The 14451-nt window shown below is 70.8% G+C and carries 14 protein-coding genes, 1 tRNA gene and 1 riboswitch; of the genes, 9 read left to right on the plus strand and 6 right to left on the minus strand.

The genetic code is table 11. The annotated features are described in order from the left end of the window. Positions 1–4 precede the first annotated feature (4 nt). Together ACFY1E_RS09445 and ACFY1E_RS09450 are read left to right on the plus strand one after the other, a co-directional pair. Positions 5–1114: a HoxN/HupN/NixA family nickel/cobalt transporter gene (locus ACFY1E_RS09445; RefSeq protein ID WP_389073271.1), complete on the plus strand. Its 1110-nt coding sequence runs from the start codon at positions 5–7 to the stop codon at positions 1112–1114. A gap of 427 nt (positions 1115–1541) precedes the next feature. After that, positions 1542–1808, plus strand: coding sequence for a hypothetical protein (locus ACFY1E_RS09450; protein ID WP_389073274.1), 267 nt, complete (start codon positions 1542–1544; stop codon positions 1806–1808). Positions 1809–1900: 92 nt separating this feature from the next. Here ACFY1E_RS09450 and ACFY1E_RS09455 read toward each other — a convergent pair whose 3' ends face one another. Further along, the gene (locus ACFY1E_RS09455) at positions 1901–2158 is read right to left on the minus strand and encodes a hypothetical protein (protein ID WP_389073276.1); all 258 of its coding nucleotides are present in this window, start codon (positions 2156–2158) and stop codon (positions 1901–1903) included. Positions 2159–2463: 305 nt separating this feature from the next. Here ACFY1E_RS09455 and ACFY1E_RS09460 point away from each other — a divergent pair, with 305 nt between their 5' ends. Continuing rightward, entirely contained in the window at positions 2464–2613 is a 150-nt protein-coding gene (locus ACFY1E_RS09460) for a hypothetical protein (protein WP_389073279.1), read from the plus strand. Positions 2614–2896: 283 nt separating this feature from the next. On the opposite strand, the gene ribA is transcribed toward ACFY1E_RS09460, so the two are convergent. Then, positions 2897–3529, minus strand: coding sequence for a GTP cyclohydrolase II (ribA, locus tag ACFY1E_RS09465; RefSeq protein WP_389073282.1), 633 nt, complete (start codon positions 3527–3529; stop codon positions 2897–2899). A 122-nt stretch (positions 3530–3651) separates the two neighbouring features. Beyond that, positions 3652–4167 (minus strand): MarR family winged helix-turn-helix transcriptional regulator, encoded by a 516-nt coding sequence (locus ACFY1E_RS09470; protein WP_389073284.1) that lies wholly within the window; start codon positions 4165–4167, stop codon positions 3652–3654. Between the two features lie 66 nt (positions 4168–4233). On the opposite strand from ACFY1E_RS09470, the gene ACFY1E_RS09475 reads away from it, so the two are divergent. The 6 genes from ACFY1E_RS09475 (at position 4234) to ACFY1E_RS09500 (ending at position 10717) form a co-directional block, all read left to right on the plus strand. After that, entirely contained in the window at positions 4234–5364 is a 1131-nt protein-coding gene (locus ACFY1E_RS09475; protein WP_389073286.1) for a dihydrofolate reductase family protein, read from the plus strand. Between the two features lie 241 nt (positions 5365–5605). Continuing rightward, positions 5606–6829 carry an alginate lyase family protein gene (locus tag ACFY1E_RS09480; protein ID WP_389073289.1) on the plus strand — a complete coding sequence of 408 codons (1224 nt, stop codon included), beginning with the start codon at positions 5606–5608 and terminating at the stop codon, positions 6827–6829. A gap of 206 nt (positions 6830–7035) precedes the next feature. After that, a tRNA-Met gene (locus ACFY1E_RS09485) sits at positions 7036–7109 on the plus strand. A gap of 107 nt (positions 7110–7216) precedes the next feature. Further along, positions 7217–8299: a PP2C family protein-serine/threonine phosphatase gene (locus tag ACFY1E_RS09490; protein WP_389073291.1), complete on the plus strand. Its 1083-nt coding sequence runs from the start codon at positions 7217–7219 to the stop codon at positions 8297–8299. 164 nt (positions 8300–8463) lie between these two features. After that, positions 8464–8621, plus strand: a riboswitch (cyclic di-AMP (ydaO/yuaA leader). A gap of 11 nt (positions 8622–8632) precedes the next feature. Continuing rightward, complete coding sequence (locus ACFY1E_RS09495; protein ID WP_389073294.1) at positions 8633–9658, plus strand: M23 family metallopeptidase; 1026 nt, start codon at positions 8633–8635, stop codon at positions 9656–9658. Between the two features lie 108 nt (positions 9659–9766). Next, the gene (locus ACFY1E_RS09500; protein WP_389073296.1) at positions 9767–10717 is read left to right on the plus strand and encodes an aldo/keto reductase; all 951 of its coding nucleotides are present in this window, start codon (positions 9767–9769) and stop codon (positions 10715–10717) included. A gap of 12 nt (positions 10718–10729) precedes the next feature. On the opposite strand, the gene ACFY1E_RS09505 is transcribed toward ACFY1E_RS09500, so the two are convergent. From ACFY1E_RS09505 to lhgO, 3 genes are all read right to left on the minus strand, one after another. Beyond that, complete coding sequence (locus ACFY1E_RS09505) at positions 10730–12049, minus strand: PrsW family intramembrane metalloprotease (protein WP_389073298.1); 1320 nt, start codon at positions 12047–12049, stop codon at positions 10730–10732. A gap of 69 nt (positions 12050–12118) precedes the next feature. Beyond that, on the minus strand, positions 12119–12967 hold the full coding sequence (trmB, locus tag ACFY1E_RS09510; RefSeq protein WP_389073300.1) for a tRNA (guanosine(46)-N7)-methyltransferase TrmB: 849 nt from the start codon (positions 12965–12967) through the stop codon (positions 12119–12121). 185 nt (positions 12968–13152) lie between these two features. Then, a complete protein-coding gene (lhgO, locus tag ACFY1E_RS09515) occupies positions 13153–14373 on the minus strand; it encodes an L-2-hydroxyglutarate oxidase (protein ID WP_389073302.1) in 1221 nt (406 codons plus the stop codon). Between the last annotated feature and the right edge of the window lie 78 nt (positions 14374–14451).

Genomic DNA, 14451 nt, shown 5'->3' on the forward strand with positions numbered 1-14451 from the left:
CCGTATGACCGTGTCCCCAGGCGTGCCCGAAACGGCCGCCGTCCCGTCCTTTCGCTGGCGCCGCGAGGACACCGTCAGGACCGCGGGCCTGCTGACCGTGATCGTCGCTCTGCACGTGGCCGCCTTCGGGATCCTCTTCCTCCTGGTGATCCCGCATCACTACGCGGTCGGCACCCAGGCGTTCGGGGTCGGTCTCGGCGTCACCGCCTACACGCTCGGCATGCGGCACGCCTTCGACGCCGACCACATCGCCGCCATCGACAACACCACCCGCAAGCTGATGGCCGACGGCAAGCGGCCGGTGTCGGTGGGCTTCTGGTTCGCGCTCGGACACTCCAGCGTGGTGGTCGTCATGGCCGCGCTGATCGCCGGGGGCACGCACCTCGCCGGCACCCTGATGAACGACAACTCCCGGACCCACCAGGTGCTCGGCACGGTGGGCACCACGGTCTCCGGCAGCTTCCTGTACCTCATCGCCGCCCTCAACCTCGTCGCCCTGTTCGGCATCGTGCGCGTCTTCCGTGCGATGCGGGCCGGACGCTACGACGAGGCGGAGCTGGAGGCGCACCTGGACTCGCGCGGCTTCATGAACCGCATTCTCGGCCGCCTCACCAAGTCCATCCGCCACCCCGGACAGATGTTCCCTCTCGGCTTCCTGTTCGGGATCGGCTTCGACACCGTGACCGAGGTCCTGCTGCTCGCCCTGGCCGGCAACGGCGCCGCCGCCGGGCTGCCTTGGTACGCGATCCTGTGCCTGCCCCTGCTCTTCGCTGCGGGCATGAGCCTGTTCGACACCCTCGACGGCACCTTCATGAACTTCGCCTACCAGTGGGCGTTCTCCAACCCCGTTCGCAAGGTGTTCTACAACCTCGCGATCACCGGGCTGTCCATCGCGGTGGCCTTCTTCGTCGGCACGATCGAACTGGTCGGCGTGCTGCACGACAAGCTCGGTCTGCGGGACGCCGTCACCGGCTGGATATCCGGGCTGGACCTGGACAACGTCGGCTACGTCATCGTCGGTCTGTTCGTGCTCGTCTGGGCCATGGCGCTGGCGTACTGGCGCCTTGCCAAGGTCGAGGAGCGCTGGAGCGCCCGCACCGCCGACACCGGCTGACGGCATCCGGCTCCCGCAGAAGCGCGCCCGAGCCGACGCCGACGACTACATCGACATGCCGTCCACTACATCGACATGCCGTCCACACCGCTCTACCCGTTCGGGGCGGGCCTCGGTCACACCACGTTCCGCTACGACCGGATCCGGCTGACCGACGACACCATCGGGACCGGCGCCACGACCCGGGTGCGTCGAACCGGGCACGTTCGAGATCAAGGTGGGGCGCTCCTCGACGGACATCCGCCGACGGGCGGTTCTCCGCGTCATCTGACGCCGTCCGCCGCGGCGCTTCCGGGTGAGATCACGTTTGGAGATCACGAAACCTGGCGCGCTGCCATCCGTTTTGGGGTATTTCGCACTAATCTCCCGTGGCAGCAAGGAGTTGATCTGTCACAGGTCGCATCCACTTCGCTCCACCGGAGATGACATGCACAAGCTTCGCAAGGCCGCCGTCCTGGTCGCCGCCCTCGGGAGTGTCGGGTTTCTGAGCGCCGGCGGCGCCCACGCCGACGGTGGCGTCGGCGTCCAGCAGAGCACCACCTGCAGGTCGCACGACCTGAACATCAGCGTCCTCGGTGAGGTCGGGCTCATCAACGGCCTGTTGGGCAACGCGCTCAACGGCGAGGGCAACACGGGGGCGCAGAGCACCTCCGAGGGCTCGGACATGGGCTGCAGCAACGCCTTCGGCAAGTAAGCCGTAGGCGGCTGCTGCCGGATGAACGGCCTGCCGGGCGGAGCGCCCGGCAGGCCGTGGCCGTTCGTCTCGGCCTGCCGGGCGGCGCTTCGTTACTTGGATGCCGGCGGAGTGACGTTCCCGAGGTTGAAGTCGCTCCCCGTCGTGAAGGAGGGGGCCGCGTCCGGGCTGCCGTGGCGCCCGCTGCGGCTGTCGTCGTCGTAGGCCACGGCGTTGGACTGCGAGTTGGCCACCGCGGTGACGCCCTCGTCGTCGTGGCCGTGGTCGTGGGCGGAGCTGACGCCGGCACCGAAGGCGGAGAGGCTCGCGATCGCCGCGGCTACGACGGCAACACGCTGAAACTTGCGCATGGTTAGACCCTTTCTTGCCCGGGCGCGACGCCCTGGCTTGGCTACGTATTGTGACAATATATGCACTGATAGTAGTCATTTGGGATCTTTGGGTTGTTTGCGCGCCGTGTCGTTTTTTCGTACGACCGTCAGCCGCGGCGCGGCCGCCCCACCACCGGTGCGGACATGGACAGGCCCCCCGGGTGACGGTCGAGGAGAAGGGCGTCCGGCAGGGTGCACCCTTGTACACAGACTGTGGGCACCAACTCGCCTCCGCCACAACATGTTGGGGTTGAAAATAGAGGCGGGAGGACGGACGAGCGGCTGTGGCGGACATCGTGGAGCCCGCCTGCGTGAGGATCCCGGTGCGGCGGGAGACGGTCGGCGTGGACGGAGGCGTCGGCGATCCGGAGGTGCGCCGCCAACTCACGGAGGTGTTGGGGTTGTTGGCGGCCCGGGCGGTCGGGGTCGCGTGAGGCAGCGGGCAGCCTGCGGCGCCTGTGGGCGTCGCGGTGGCTCTCCGTGGGCAGTGCGCCGGCGGTCGGCAGGGCTCGCAACCCGGTGCTGTCGGGTGCCGCCTACCCCATCCGTGTCGCCCCAGCGGCACGACTGCCCGCAGGCCGACCGGGCGGGCCCGTAGGCGCACTCGACGCTCGGGGCCGGCGTCCCGGGCCACGCCCTGCGGTCTGACCCGGCAGATCGCCCGCGCGCTGACCGACGCCGCCAAGTACAGCGGCTCGCCGCGGTCATCGGCCCGGCTCAGCCCGCGCTCAGCTCCGCCAGCGGCAGCGTGTGCTGGGTCTGGAGGACCTTCGCGCGCAGGTAGCGGACGTTGTGGGCGGTGGTGAAGACGCCCGTGGGGACGCGGTCCTGGACGTCGATGCCCAGGTTGCGGAGCTGGCCGGCCTTGTCGGGGTTGTTGGACAGCAGGTCCAGGCTGCCGATGCCGAGGGCGCCCAGCATCTGCGCGGCCGCCGTGTAGTCGCGGTCGTCCTCGGGCAGCCCCAGGGCCGCGTTCGCCTCGTACGTGTCGAGGCCCTGGTCCTGGAGGGCGTACGCGTCCAGCTTGTTGTAGAGGCCGATGCCGCGGCCTTCCTGGCGCAGGTAGAGCAGCACGCCGCCGCGGTCCGCGATCCGCTCGACCGCCTCGCGCAGCTGCGGACCGCAGTCGCAGCGGGCCGAGCCGAACACGTCACCGGTCAGGCACTCGGAATGCAGGCGGACCAGGGGCGTTGTACCGGGAGCAGGGTCGCCCAGGACGACGGCGACGTGCTCCTGGCCGTCGGTCAGGCCGTGGAAGGTGACCAGTTCGGCGTCGACGCTGTAGCCGTCCTGGAAGCGCAGCGGCACCCGGACGCGGGAGCGCGGGGTGGCGGCGGGGAAGTCGGGCATGCGGGTCTCCGGTGTCGTCCATATCTGCTTCAGTTTTGAAGCAGGTGCATGGTCGGGAACCCTACCTCATGTTTTAAATTTGAAGCAACAGCTTTTCGGGATGCTTCAGATTTCCGGGCGCCTCAGGAACACGGACCGGAGGAGCGGCGGCGCCAGGGGACCTCTTCCGGGGTGGGGCGCTCCTCATCCCGCTCCAGCGCCTGCGCCACTCCCGAGAAGATCTCCTCCATCTGCTCCACCTGCTGCGGGGTCAGCTGGTCGAAGAGCAGCGAACGCACGGTCTCCACATGGCCCGGCGCCGTCCGCTCCAGCACGGCCATCCCCTCGTCGGTGAGCATGGCGAAGCTGCTGCGCTTGTCCCACTGGCAGTCCTCGCGCCGGATCAGACCGTCCTTCTCCAGCCGGGTCACGGCGTACGTCAGCCGGCTGCGTGTGATCTTCGCCCGCTCGGCGAGATCGGTCATGCGCAGCCTGCCGTCCGGCGCCTCGGAGAGGTTGGCCAGGATGGAGTAGTACAGATGCGGCATGCCGGCGTCCTGCTGGAGCTGCCGGTCGATGGCGTCCTCCAGGAGGTGCGTCGCCGCGATGTACGCGCGCCAGGCGCGCTGCTCCTTCTCCGTGAGCCAGCGAGTCGTCATACGTCCAGTGTAGGTTTGTTTCAAACTTTAACCAAGACCGTCCGCCGCCGAGAGTGAGCGCGTCCGATGCCGTTCCCGTACGTCCTGCTGTCCGCCGCCGTCTCCCTCGACGGCTACCTCGACGACACCGGCCCCGAGCGCCTGCTGCTCTCCAGCCCGGCGGACTTCGACCGCGTGGACGAGGTCCGGGCCTCCGTCGACGCGATCCTCGTCGGCGCCGGCACCATCCGCGCCGACAACCCCCGCCTGCTGGTCAACTCGCCCGAACGCCGCGCCGCCCGGGTGGCTGCCGGACGGCCGGAGTACCCCCTCAAGGTCACCGTCAGCGGCTCCGGAGACCTGGACCCGGACGCCAATTTCTGGCACACGGGCGGTGAGAAGCTCGTCTTCACGACCGACAAGGGAGCCGAGCGCGCACGCGCCCTCGGCCTCGCCGCCGACGTCGTCCCGCTCGGCCCCGACCTCGACTGGCGCCGCCTCCTTGAACATCTGTACGAGGTGCGCGGTGTACGGCGCCTGATGGTCGAGGGCGGCGGCACGATCCACACCCAGCTCCTCCAGCAGGGCCTCGCCGACGAACTCCAGCTCGTCCTGGCCCCCCTCTTCGTGGGCGACCCGGACGCGCCCCGCCTCTTCGGCCCCGGCGCCTACCAGCCCGGACGTCTGCGCCTGACGGAAACCCGCCGGATCGAGGACGTCGTCCTCATGCGCTACGAGCCCACGGCCCCCGGCACCGGCCCGCTCCCCACCGCCGCCGACCACCACTGGCTGGCCCTCGCCTGCGACCTCGCGGCCGAGTGCCCGCCCTCGCGCACGGCCTTCAGCGTCGGCGCGGTGATCGTCGCCGCAGACGGCACGGAACTCGCCCGCGGCCACTCCCGCGAGGGCGACGACCCGGTCGTCCACGCCGAGGAGGCGGCCCTCGCCAAGCTCGATCCGGCCGACCCCCGGCTGGCGACGGCGACGGTCTACAGCAGCCTGGAACCCTGCGCCCACCGCTCCTCCCGCCCCAAGCCCTGCGCACGGCTGATCCTCGACGCGGGGGTACGGCGGGTGGTCACGGCCTGGCGCGAGCCGGACACCTTCGTGACGGGGGCGGACGGGAGCGGGTTGCTGGCGGGGCGGGGGGTCGAGGTCGTCGTACTGGAGGAGTACGCGGAGCGGGCAAAGGCGCCGAACGATCATTTGTTGCGGTGACTTGACGGAGTGACTTCGGTGGGGTGACTTGGCGGGTGGTCTTTCAGCGCCGGTCGGCATCTTTCAGCCCGTCCGGCGTTTGAGGACGAGGCCGTTCAGGCCGAAGGGGGATCTGGGGGCGCAGCCCCCAGCACCGCCGGCCACAACCACCCCGCACCGGCCAATCGGCCCAACAGATCCTGCGGCCGACTCCCCGAAGGGCCACGCTTCCAGTGACCGGCCGGAGGCGATCGCGGAGGTAGTGCCAGTGAGGTCAGTTCCCAGACGTGCGGCGGCAGTTCTCCTCGTCCTCCTGCTGACGGCGCTCGTCGCCTCCTGCGGCACCGACCCCGGCACCCGCACCATGGCGAGGGCACTGCCCCCGGGCGCACCGTTCACCCACCCCGGTGTCCTCGTCAGCCAGGCCCAGCTGGACGTCGTACGCAAGAACGTCATCGCGGGCAAGCAGCCCTGGCTGCAGGCGTTCCTCGACATGCGGGACAGCAAGTACGGCTCGTACAAGTACACGGCCCAGCCGACCGCGGTCGTCAACTGCCCCTGGGGCGGCAAGGGCGCGAAGGGCTGTCTGGAGGAGCGGCAGGACGCCATCGCCGCCTACACACAGGCCCTCCTGTACAGCGTCACCCGGCAGCACGAGCACGCGGTGAAGGCCCGGGAGATCATGGACGCCTGGTCGGCGCAGCTGAAGCGGCACACGGCACAGGACGCCCGGCTGCAGTCCTCCTGGGCCGGGTCGACCTGGGCGCGGGCCGCTGAGATCATCCGGTACGCACCGGGCGCCGGCTGGCCCGCCGACCGCGTACGGCGGTTCACGGCCATGCTGCGCACCGCCTACCTCCCCGAGGTCACCAGGGACCTGCCCGACTACAACGGCAACTGGGACCTTGCGATGACCGATGCAGCCATTGGGATCGCCGTCTTCACCGACGACCACAAGACCTTCGACGCCGCCGTCAAACGCTTCCGCGGCCTGGTGCCCGACTACTTCTATCTGCGCAAGGACGGCAAGATCCCGCTCACCCCGGCCGGCTCCGACGCCAACACCGTGCAGAAGCTGGAGACGTACTGGTTCAAGGAGACGAAGTTCGAGGACGGCATCGCACAGGAGACCTGCCGCAACTTCAAGCACGTCGGCTACTCCCTCGCCGCCACCGCGCACATCGCCGAGACCGCCTGGCACCAGGGCGTCGACCTGTACGGAGACGTCAAGGACCGGCTGAAAGCGGCCCTCGACTTCCACGCCCGCTACGAGATGGGGGCCAAACCCCCGCGGTGGCTGTGCGGCGGCAGGGTCGTCGGGAACATGGGCCCCGACCTGGAGGTCGCCCTCAACCACCTGGAGAACCGGCTCGGCACCCCCGTCCCGGCCGCCCACAAGCTGGCCGAGCAGACCCGCCCGGCCGGCACCGACGACCTCTTCGTCTCCTGGGAGACCCTCACCCACGCGGACAACCCGGCCGCCTGACCGAGGCCGCGCGGGCCCCGGGCTGCGTTTTTCCGGGGGACGGCCCCCGGACCCCCGGCAGAAAAGCGGGTCGGTCGGGACCATCCAGGCGGACAGTCCGGCCGCCTGACCGAGGCCGCGCGGACCGGAAAACGCAGGTGAACGAGGGTGGACGTTAACCCTGGCGCAGACAGCCCCGCGGATGGCGTATGCTGGTGACACACCGACGCGGGGTGGAGCAGCTCGGTAGCTCGCTGGGCTCATAACCCAGAGGTCGCAGGTTCAAATCCTGTCCCCGCTACTCAAGGCTCAGGGCCGGAGTCCAGTCACTGGACTCCGGCCCTGAGTGTTTCCCCCGTTCGGGTCATCCGGCTCGCCCCGCGCCGCCGCACCGGGAAACCTGGAGGGGTGGAGCAGGAGGGGCCGATCTCATACGCACGCACCTTCGTGCGGCTGCTCCCGGCGCTGCTGATCGTCGGCGGGACCTTCTACGACTACCTCACCCCGTCGCGGTTCACGGCGGGCCCCCTCTTCACGGCCGCACCCCTGGTCGCCGCCCCGCTCTACTCGCGCCGCGGCACGGTCCTCACCGGCCTCGCGACCGTCCTCGTCGTCACCGCGATCCACGCCCAGGTGGGCATCCTCCTCCAGGTGGAGGCGATCACCGAGCTGGCCACCGTCGCGACGGTCTCCGTCCTGGCCGTCCTCATCAACCTCCTCGTCCGCCGCGGACGCGAGGAACTCGCCTCGCAGCGCGAGATCGCCGAGGCCGCCCAGCGCGCCGTGCTGCCCGAACCCGCCGAGCGGATCGGAGGGTTCACGATCGCGGCACGGTACGAGGCCGCGCAGGCGGACGCATCCATCGGCGGCGACCTGTACGCCGTGCAGGACAGCCCGCACGGCGTACGGCTGGTCGTGGGCGACGTGCGAGGAAAGGGGATGGGGGCGGTGGCCGCCGTGGCGGTCGCCATCGGGGCGTTCCGGGAGGCCGCCGAGCAGGAGGCCACGCTGGAGGCGGTCGCGCAGCGGCTGGACCGGGCGCTGGCGCGCGAGGCGGCGCGGCGCGAGGGCATCGAGTTGTTCGAGGGGTTCACCACCGCCGTGCTCGCCGAACTCCCGCACGGCGAGGGCGTCGTCCGCATCGTCACGCGCGGCCACCCGCCCCCGCTGCTGCTGTGTCCCGACGGCGCCGTGCACACCCTGCACGCCTGCGAGCCCGCGCTGCCGCTCGGCATGGGTGACTTCGGGAGCCGGCCCGACCGCGCGGAGGAGACCGCGTTCCGCAGCGGGGCCACACTGCTGCTGTACACCGACGGGCTGTCCGAGGCGCGGGACGAGCACGGGCGGTTCTTCGAACCCGCGGACCGGCTCGTAGGCCGGGTCTTCCACGATCCCGCCGCGCTGCTCGCCACGCTCGCGCGGGAGGTGCGCAGATATGCCGGTGAGGCCATGGCGGACGACATGGCGCTGCTCGCCGTACGACGGCCCTGAGGGTCCTGAGGCGCGGTCAACTCGCCCGTTTTTTGCCGTTCATGCGCCGTCTGTCCAGGTCGGAAAGGTTAATGATCAAGCGGAACACCTTGGAAACGACGCCCCGGGTCTATTAACGTTCGATAACGCAGCGCGGTCGTCCCAGCCGTCACAAGAGGCGGCTCCGTGCGCACGCGCCGAATCCCGCAAGGGAACCGGGGAACCACCACCCTGGGGTGAATCGCGCCGACACCGCCGTGGCAACACGGCAGGTATACGCGCGTAGGAGACCTTCCTGCTCCGAACCCGTCAGCTAACCCGGTAGGCGAGAAGGAAGGAAAGGAGCACGCCCACGTGGCGTCCAACCCGCCTGCCCCGGCAGCCCCGTTCGTGCCGAGCACCGAACCCTTCGGCTTCGCCGGCCGACGCACCGACGAGGGCCCCTGGGAGGAGTGGAATCCCACCGAGGACTCCATCGCCCCGGTCCGCGGCCGGCACCGTGTCGCCAAGCAGCGCGGCGGGGGACTCGCCCGCAGCTCCACGGTCCTGGGCGTCGGCGTCATAGCCGCCGTCGGCGCGGGCGGCATGGCCAGCGCCAACACCGGCAAGCCGCCGGTGTCGATCTCCATGCCCGATCTCGCCTCCGTGAGCCATGTCTTCGGCGGCGGCTCCGACGCCCCCAAGGGCTCCGCGACCGCGCTCAGCGATGTCGCCACCACCTCCGCGGGCACCGCGCAGGGCGCCAAGGGCGCCGGTGAGGCGCTGCGCGACCGGATCATGGCGCAGGCCGAGTCGCAGCAGGTCCAGATCGACAGCAAGAGCCAGGCAGCCGTCGAGGCCGCCCTCGCGAAGCAGATCGACGACGCGGCCGCACAGGCCGAGAAGGACGCGGCCGCCAAGGCCCAGGCCGCCAAGGAGAAGGCGGAGGCGGCGGCCAAGAAGGCCGCCGAGGCCGCAAAGCTCGCCGAGCTGGCCAAGCAGTACACGCTTCCGGTCGTCTCCTACACGATCACCGGTACCTTCGGTCAGGCCGGCTCCATGTGGTCCTCCGGCTACCACACGGGCCTCGACTTCGCCGCCCCCACGGGCACGCTCATCAAGGCCATCCACTCCGGCACCATCACGCAGGCCGGCTGGGCTGGGGCGTACGGCTACCGCACGATCCTCACCCTCGACGACGGTACGGAGCTCTGGTTCTGCCACCAGTCGTCGATCAGCGTCAGCGTCGGCCAGAAGGTCAGCACGGGCGATGTCATCGGCCGCGTCGGCGCCACCGGCAACGTGACCGGCCCGCACTGCCACCTCGAGGTCCACCCCGGCGGCCAGGCCACGGGCATCGACCCGATGCCGTGGCTGCGCAGCAAGGGCCTCAACCCCTGACACCCGTACGTTCTCCGTCCGTACCCGGAGTGCCGTAGTCCCCTTGTTTACGGGATCTTTGCGCCCGCCGCGGAAGACCGGCCTCCGGGGCGGGCGTTGACGTAGGGCATGACTTCTCCTTCTCTGCGCAAGCTCGGTTCCTCCGGCCTCGAGGTCTTCCCGCTCTCCCTGGGCGGCAACGTCTTCGGCTGGACCGCCGACGAGGCCACCTCCTTCGCCGTGCTCGACGCCTATGCGGCCGCCGGCGGCAACTTCGTCGACACCGCCGACTCCTACTCGGCGTGGGTCGACGGCAACCAGGGCGGCGAGTCCGAGGCGATCATCGGAAAGTGGGTCAGGTCGCGCGGCAACCGCGACGACGTGGTCATCGCGACCAAGGTCAGCCAGCACCCCGACTTCCAGGGCCTGTCCGCGGCCAACATCAAGGCCGCCGCCGAGGCCTCCCTGCGCCGCCTCGACACCGACCACATCGACCTCTACTACACCCACTTCGACAAGCCCGAGGTGCCGGTCGAGGAGATCATCGGGGCGCTCGACGAGCTGGTGAAGGCGGGCAAGGTCCGGCACATCGCCGCGTCCAACATCTCGCCCGACCGGCTGCGGGCCTCCCTGGAGTTCTCCGACCGCGAGGGCCTGGCCAAGTACGTGGCCCTGCAGCCGCACTACAACCTGGTCTCGCGCGACACGTACGAGGGCGAGCTGCAGGACCTGGCAGGGCGCTACGGCCTCGCGGCCGTCCCCTACTTCTCCCTGGCCTCCGGCTTCCTCACCGGCAAGTACCGGCCCGGCACGACGGTCGACAGCCCGCGGGCGGGCGGCGCGGCCAAGCACCTGGAGTCCGAGCGGGGGCAGCGGGTCCTGACCGCCCTCGACGCGATCGCCCAGGCCCATGACGCCCAGGTCGCCACGGTCGCCCTGGCCTGGCTCGCCGCCCAGCCGACGGTCGCCGCCCCGATCGCCTCCGCGCGGACAGTGGAGCAGCTCCCGGCGCTGCTGGCGGTGGGCGAACTGACGCTCACCGAGGCCGAGGTCGCCCGCCTGACGGAAGCGTCGGCCTGACCCCCTCGGGCTCTACGACCGGTACGGGTTGTACGCGGGATTCGGCACCGCCGGGTACCCGTACGCCCCGTACACCGGCCAGGGCGGCGCCGCCACCGGCACCGGGGGCGCCGTCATCCGCGCAGCGTGGTCCAGCGCCGGGCGGGCCACCTCGCGGCGGCGCCACAGCTCGTGCAGCAACTCCCGTTCCCTGGCGACGAAGTCGGCGCCGGCGCGGCCACGGCGGCCCCGGTGCCGCAGGAAGGCCAGGGAGGTCGCGTACGCCTCGTACTGGGCGACCTCGCGTGCGGCGGGCTTGCCGAGGTGCTGGGCGGCGTGTTCGCGGGCCAGTCGGCGCGCCCGCATCGAACCGAGGGCGTAGGGCTCGGCGGGGGTGAGCCAGCCCGCGACGGCGTAGGCGGGCAGTTCCTCGCGCACGGTGCGCAGTTCGCGCTGGCGGGTCCAGATGACCAGCCAGGTCAGCAGTCCGAACGCGGGGACCATGAAGGCCGCGTACACCGCGAAGAAGCCGTAGTCGCCGAAGTTCGAGGAGCCGTTCCAGATCGCGTGCATGCCCATCGCGAGCAGCAGGCCGCAGAGCGGGACGAGGACCCGCCGCAGGTGCTGGCGTTCCGCGGAGAGCGCGGCGATGCCGAAGCCGATGCCGCTGAGGACGGTGAAGAGCGGGTGCGCGAACGGGGACATGATGATGCGGACGAAGAACGTCGCCGCGGTGACGGAGGCGATACCGCGGTCGCCGTTGAGCTGGTCGGTGCCGAAGGCGGTGCCGAGGTAGAGGATGTTCTCGGTGAACGCGAAGCCGGTGGCGGTGACCCCGGCTATCACCACCCCGTCGACGATCCCGGTGAAGTCCCGTCTGCGGAACAGGAACACGAGCAACACGGCCGCCGCCTTCGAGGACTCCTCGACTATGGGCGCTATGACGGTCGCGCCGAGGGTGTCCGCGCTGGACGGGTCGGCGGTCGCCGTCGCTATCCACTTCGTGGCGAAGCTGTTGGCGACGATCGCTATCAGCGCCGCCGCACAGGCCCCCCACGCGAAGGCGAACAGCAGGTTGCGCCAGGGCCCGGGCGCAACCCGGTCCAGCCAGCGGAACGCCGCTATGAGCAGCGGCACGGGCAGTACGGCCAGCCCGAGCCCGACCAGGAACCCCTCGGTGCCGGTCTGTTCGCGCACCAGGGCGAGGATGACGAGCCCGGAGAGCGCGAGCAAGGTGATGAGCGCGCCGTACCGCACCGCCCTGCGCTGCCACCAGTGAGCGTGCCCGAGCGCACCGCCGGCCGGGACGCCGGGGTGTGGCGGATGCGTCGGGTACGGGGGAAAGGTGGCCACGGCATTGACCCTAACGAGGGAGGGCGCCGCCCGCGACGGTACTTCGGTTGCCCGCAGGGCCGTGGGGCTTCAGGCGCCGGTGGGGGGCTGGTTGTCGTGCTGTACGCGACGGAAGAGCAGGTCGTTCACGACATGTCCCTTGTCCAGTCCCTGGCCCTCGAAACGGGTCAGCGGGCGGAAGTCGGGACGGGGCGCAAAACCGCCCTCTGGCTGCGTGTTCTCGAACTCCGGATGCGCCGTCAGCACTTCGAGCATCTGTTCGGCGTACGGCTCCCAGTCGGTCGCGCAGTGCACGATGCCGCCCGGCTTGATCCGGGCCGCGGCCAGGTCGAGGAACTCCGGCTGGATCAGCCGCCGCTTGTGATGCCGCTTCTTCGGCCACGGGTCGGGGAAGTAGACCCGCAGCCCGTCCAGCGAATCCGGGGTGAGCATCTCGCGCAGCAGGATGATCGCGTCCCCGTTGGCCACGCGGACGTTGGACAGCCCGTCGTGGTCGGCGAGGTTGAGCAGATTCCCCTGTCCCGGGGTGTGCACGTCCACGGCGAGGATGTTCGTGTCCGGGTCCGCGGCGGCCATCTGCGCGGTGGCCTCACCCATCCCGAACCCGATCTCCAGCACGACGGGATTGCCGTTCCCGAACAGCTCGCCGAGATCCAGGGTCCGCTGCCCGTCGACGTCCAGCCCCCACTTGGGCCACAGCCGCTGCAGCGCATCCGCCTGCCCGGCGGTCACCCGGCTCCGCCGCGGCTGAAAACTCCGGATCCGCCGCTCGAAGTGCGACCCGGCAGGATCAGCCTTCGGCCCGTCCGGGAACCGCGGCTCCCCTTTGGCCCGGGTATGCCGGATCGACACTCCGGGGATGTGCGGCACGTGATCGCCGGAGCGGGGGGCTTCTGGGGCGTTGAGGGAGTCAGACACAGTGGGGTCGATTTTACGGGCACGGTGACGACCAGCCCGTCCGGCGTTTGAGGACAAGGCCCCTCAAGGGCCGAAGCGGGGGTCTGGGGGCGGCAGCCTCCAGGTACGGGACGGGTAGGGGCGGCGGGGGCGAGCTGCATCCGTCGGCGGATCCGCCGCGAGTCCGACCCCGGCGCCGGGCCACCTCACACCGAGCCCAGCATGGCCAGCGCCCGCCCAGCCACCTCCCGCCCGATCGGCAGCGAAGCGGTCGCCGCAGGCGAGGGCGCATTCAGCACATGCACGGCCCGAGCCCCCTCCTTGATCAGGAAGTCGTCCACCAGCCCCCCGTCCCGCAGCACCGCCTGCGCCCGCACCCCCGCCGCAGCCGGCACCAGATCATCCGCGGTCACCGCCGGCAAGAGCCGCCGCACGGCCGTGGTGAACGCCCCCTTGGACACCGACCGCGCCAGCTCACCCGCCCCGTACCGCCAGTGCCGCCCCGCCATCCGCCACGCCCCCGGCCAGGCCAGCGTCCGCGCCACCTCCCGCGGCCGTACGACCCCCCAGTCGTACCCCTCCCGCGCCAGCGCCGGCACCGCGTTCGGCCCGATGTGCACACCGCCGTCGATCCCGCGCGTGAGGTGCACACCGAGGAACGGGAACGCCGGGTCCGGCACCGGATACACCAGCCCGCGCACCAGGTCGGGGCGGGCCAGCTCGTAGTACTCGCCGCGGAACGGCACGATCCGCATCTCGGGGTCGTCCCCGGTCAGCCAGGCCACCTCGTCGCAGTACAGCCCGGCGCAGTTCACCAGCACGCGCCCCCGGACGACGTCACCGCTCGTCGTCCGCACGGCCACCCCGAGCTCGGGCCGCCGGTCGATCCGCTCGACCCGTGCCCCGTACCGGATCTCCGCCCCGGATGCCTCGGCGAGCTGCCGGGCGACCCCCACGAAGTCGCATATCCCGGTCGTCCCGACGTGTATGGCGGCGAGCCCGCGCACCTCCGGCTCGTACTCCGCGATCTGGGGGCCGCTCAGCTCCCGTACCGGAATCCCGTTCTCCCGCCCGCGCTGCACCAGGGCGTGCAGCCGCGGCAGCTCGTCCTTCTCGGTCGCGACGATCAGCTTGCCGGTGACGGCATGGGCGATCCCGTACTCCGCGCAGAACTTCACCATCTCGGCGGCGCCCCGCACCGCGTACCGCGCCTTCAGGGAGCCCGGACGGTAGTAGATCCCGCTGTGGATCACCCCGCTGTTGCGCCCCGTCTGGTGCCGGGCCGGCCCCGGCTCCTTCTCCAGCACGGTCACCCGCGTCCCCGGCGCGACACGCGTGATCGCGTACGCCGTGGACAGCCCGACGATGCCACCCCCCACCACCAGCACATCACAGTCGTAAGCGATCCCCGGCCGCACACGCACCACCTCCCCTACCGATAGTGCACTGCGCCACTGACAATCACTTCAAACGTGGAAGGAAAGAGCTCCTGCTGCGCCTTCCCC

The organism is Streptomyces sp. NPDC001604 (assembly GCF_042893475.1).
In the GTDB taxonomy this organism is placed as follows: Bacteria; Actinomycetota; Actinomycetes; order Streptomycetales; family Streptomycetaceae; genus Streptomyces.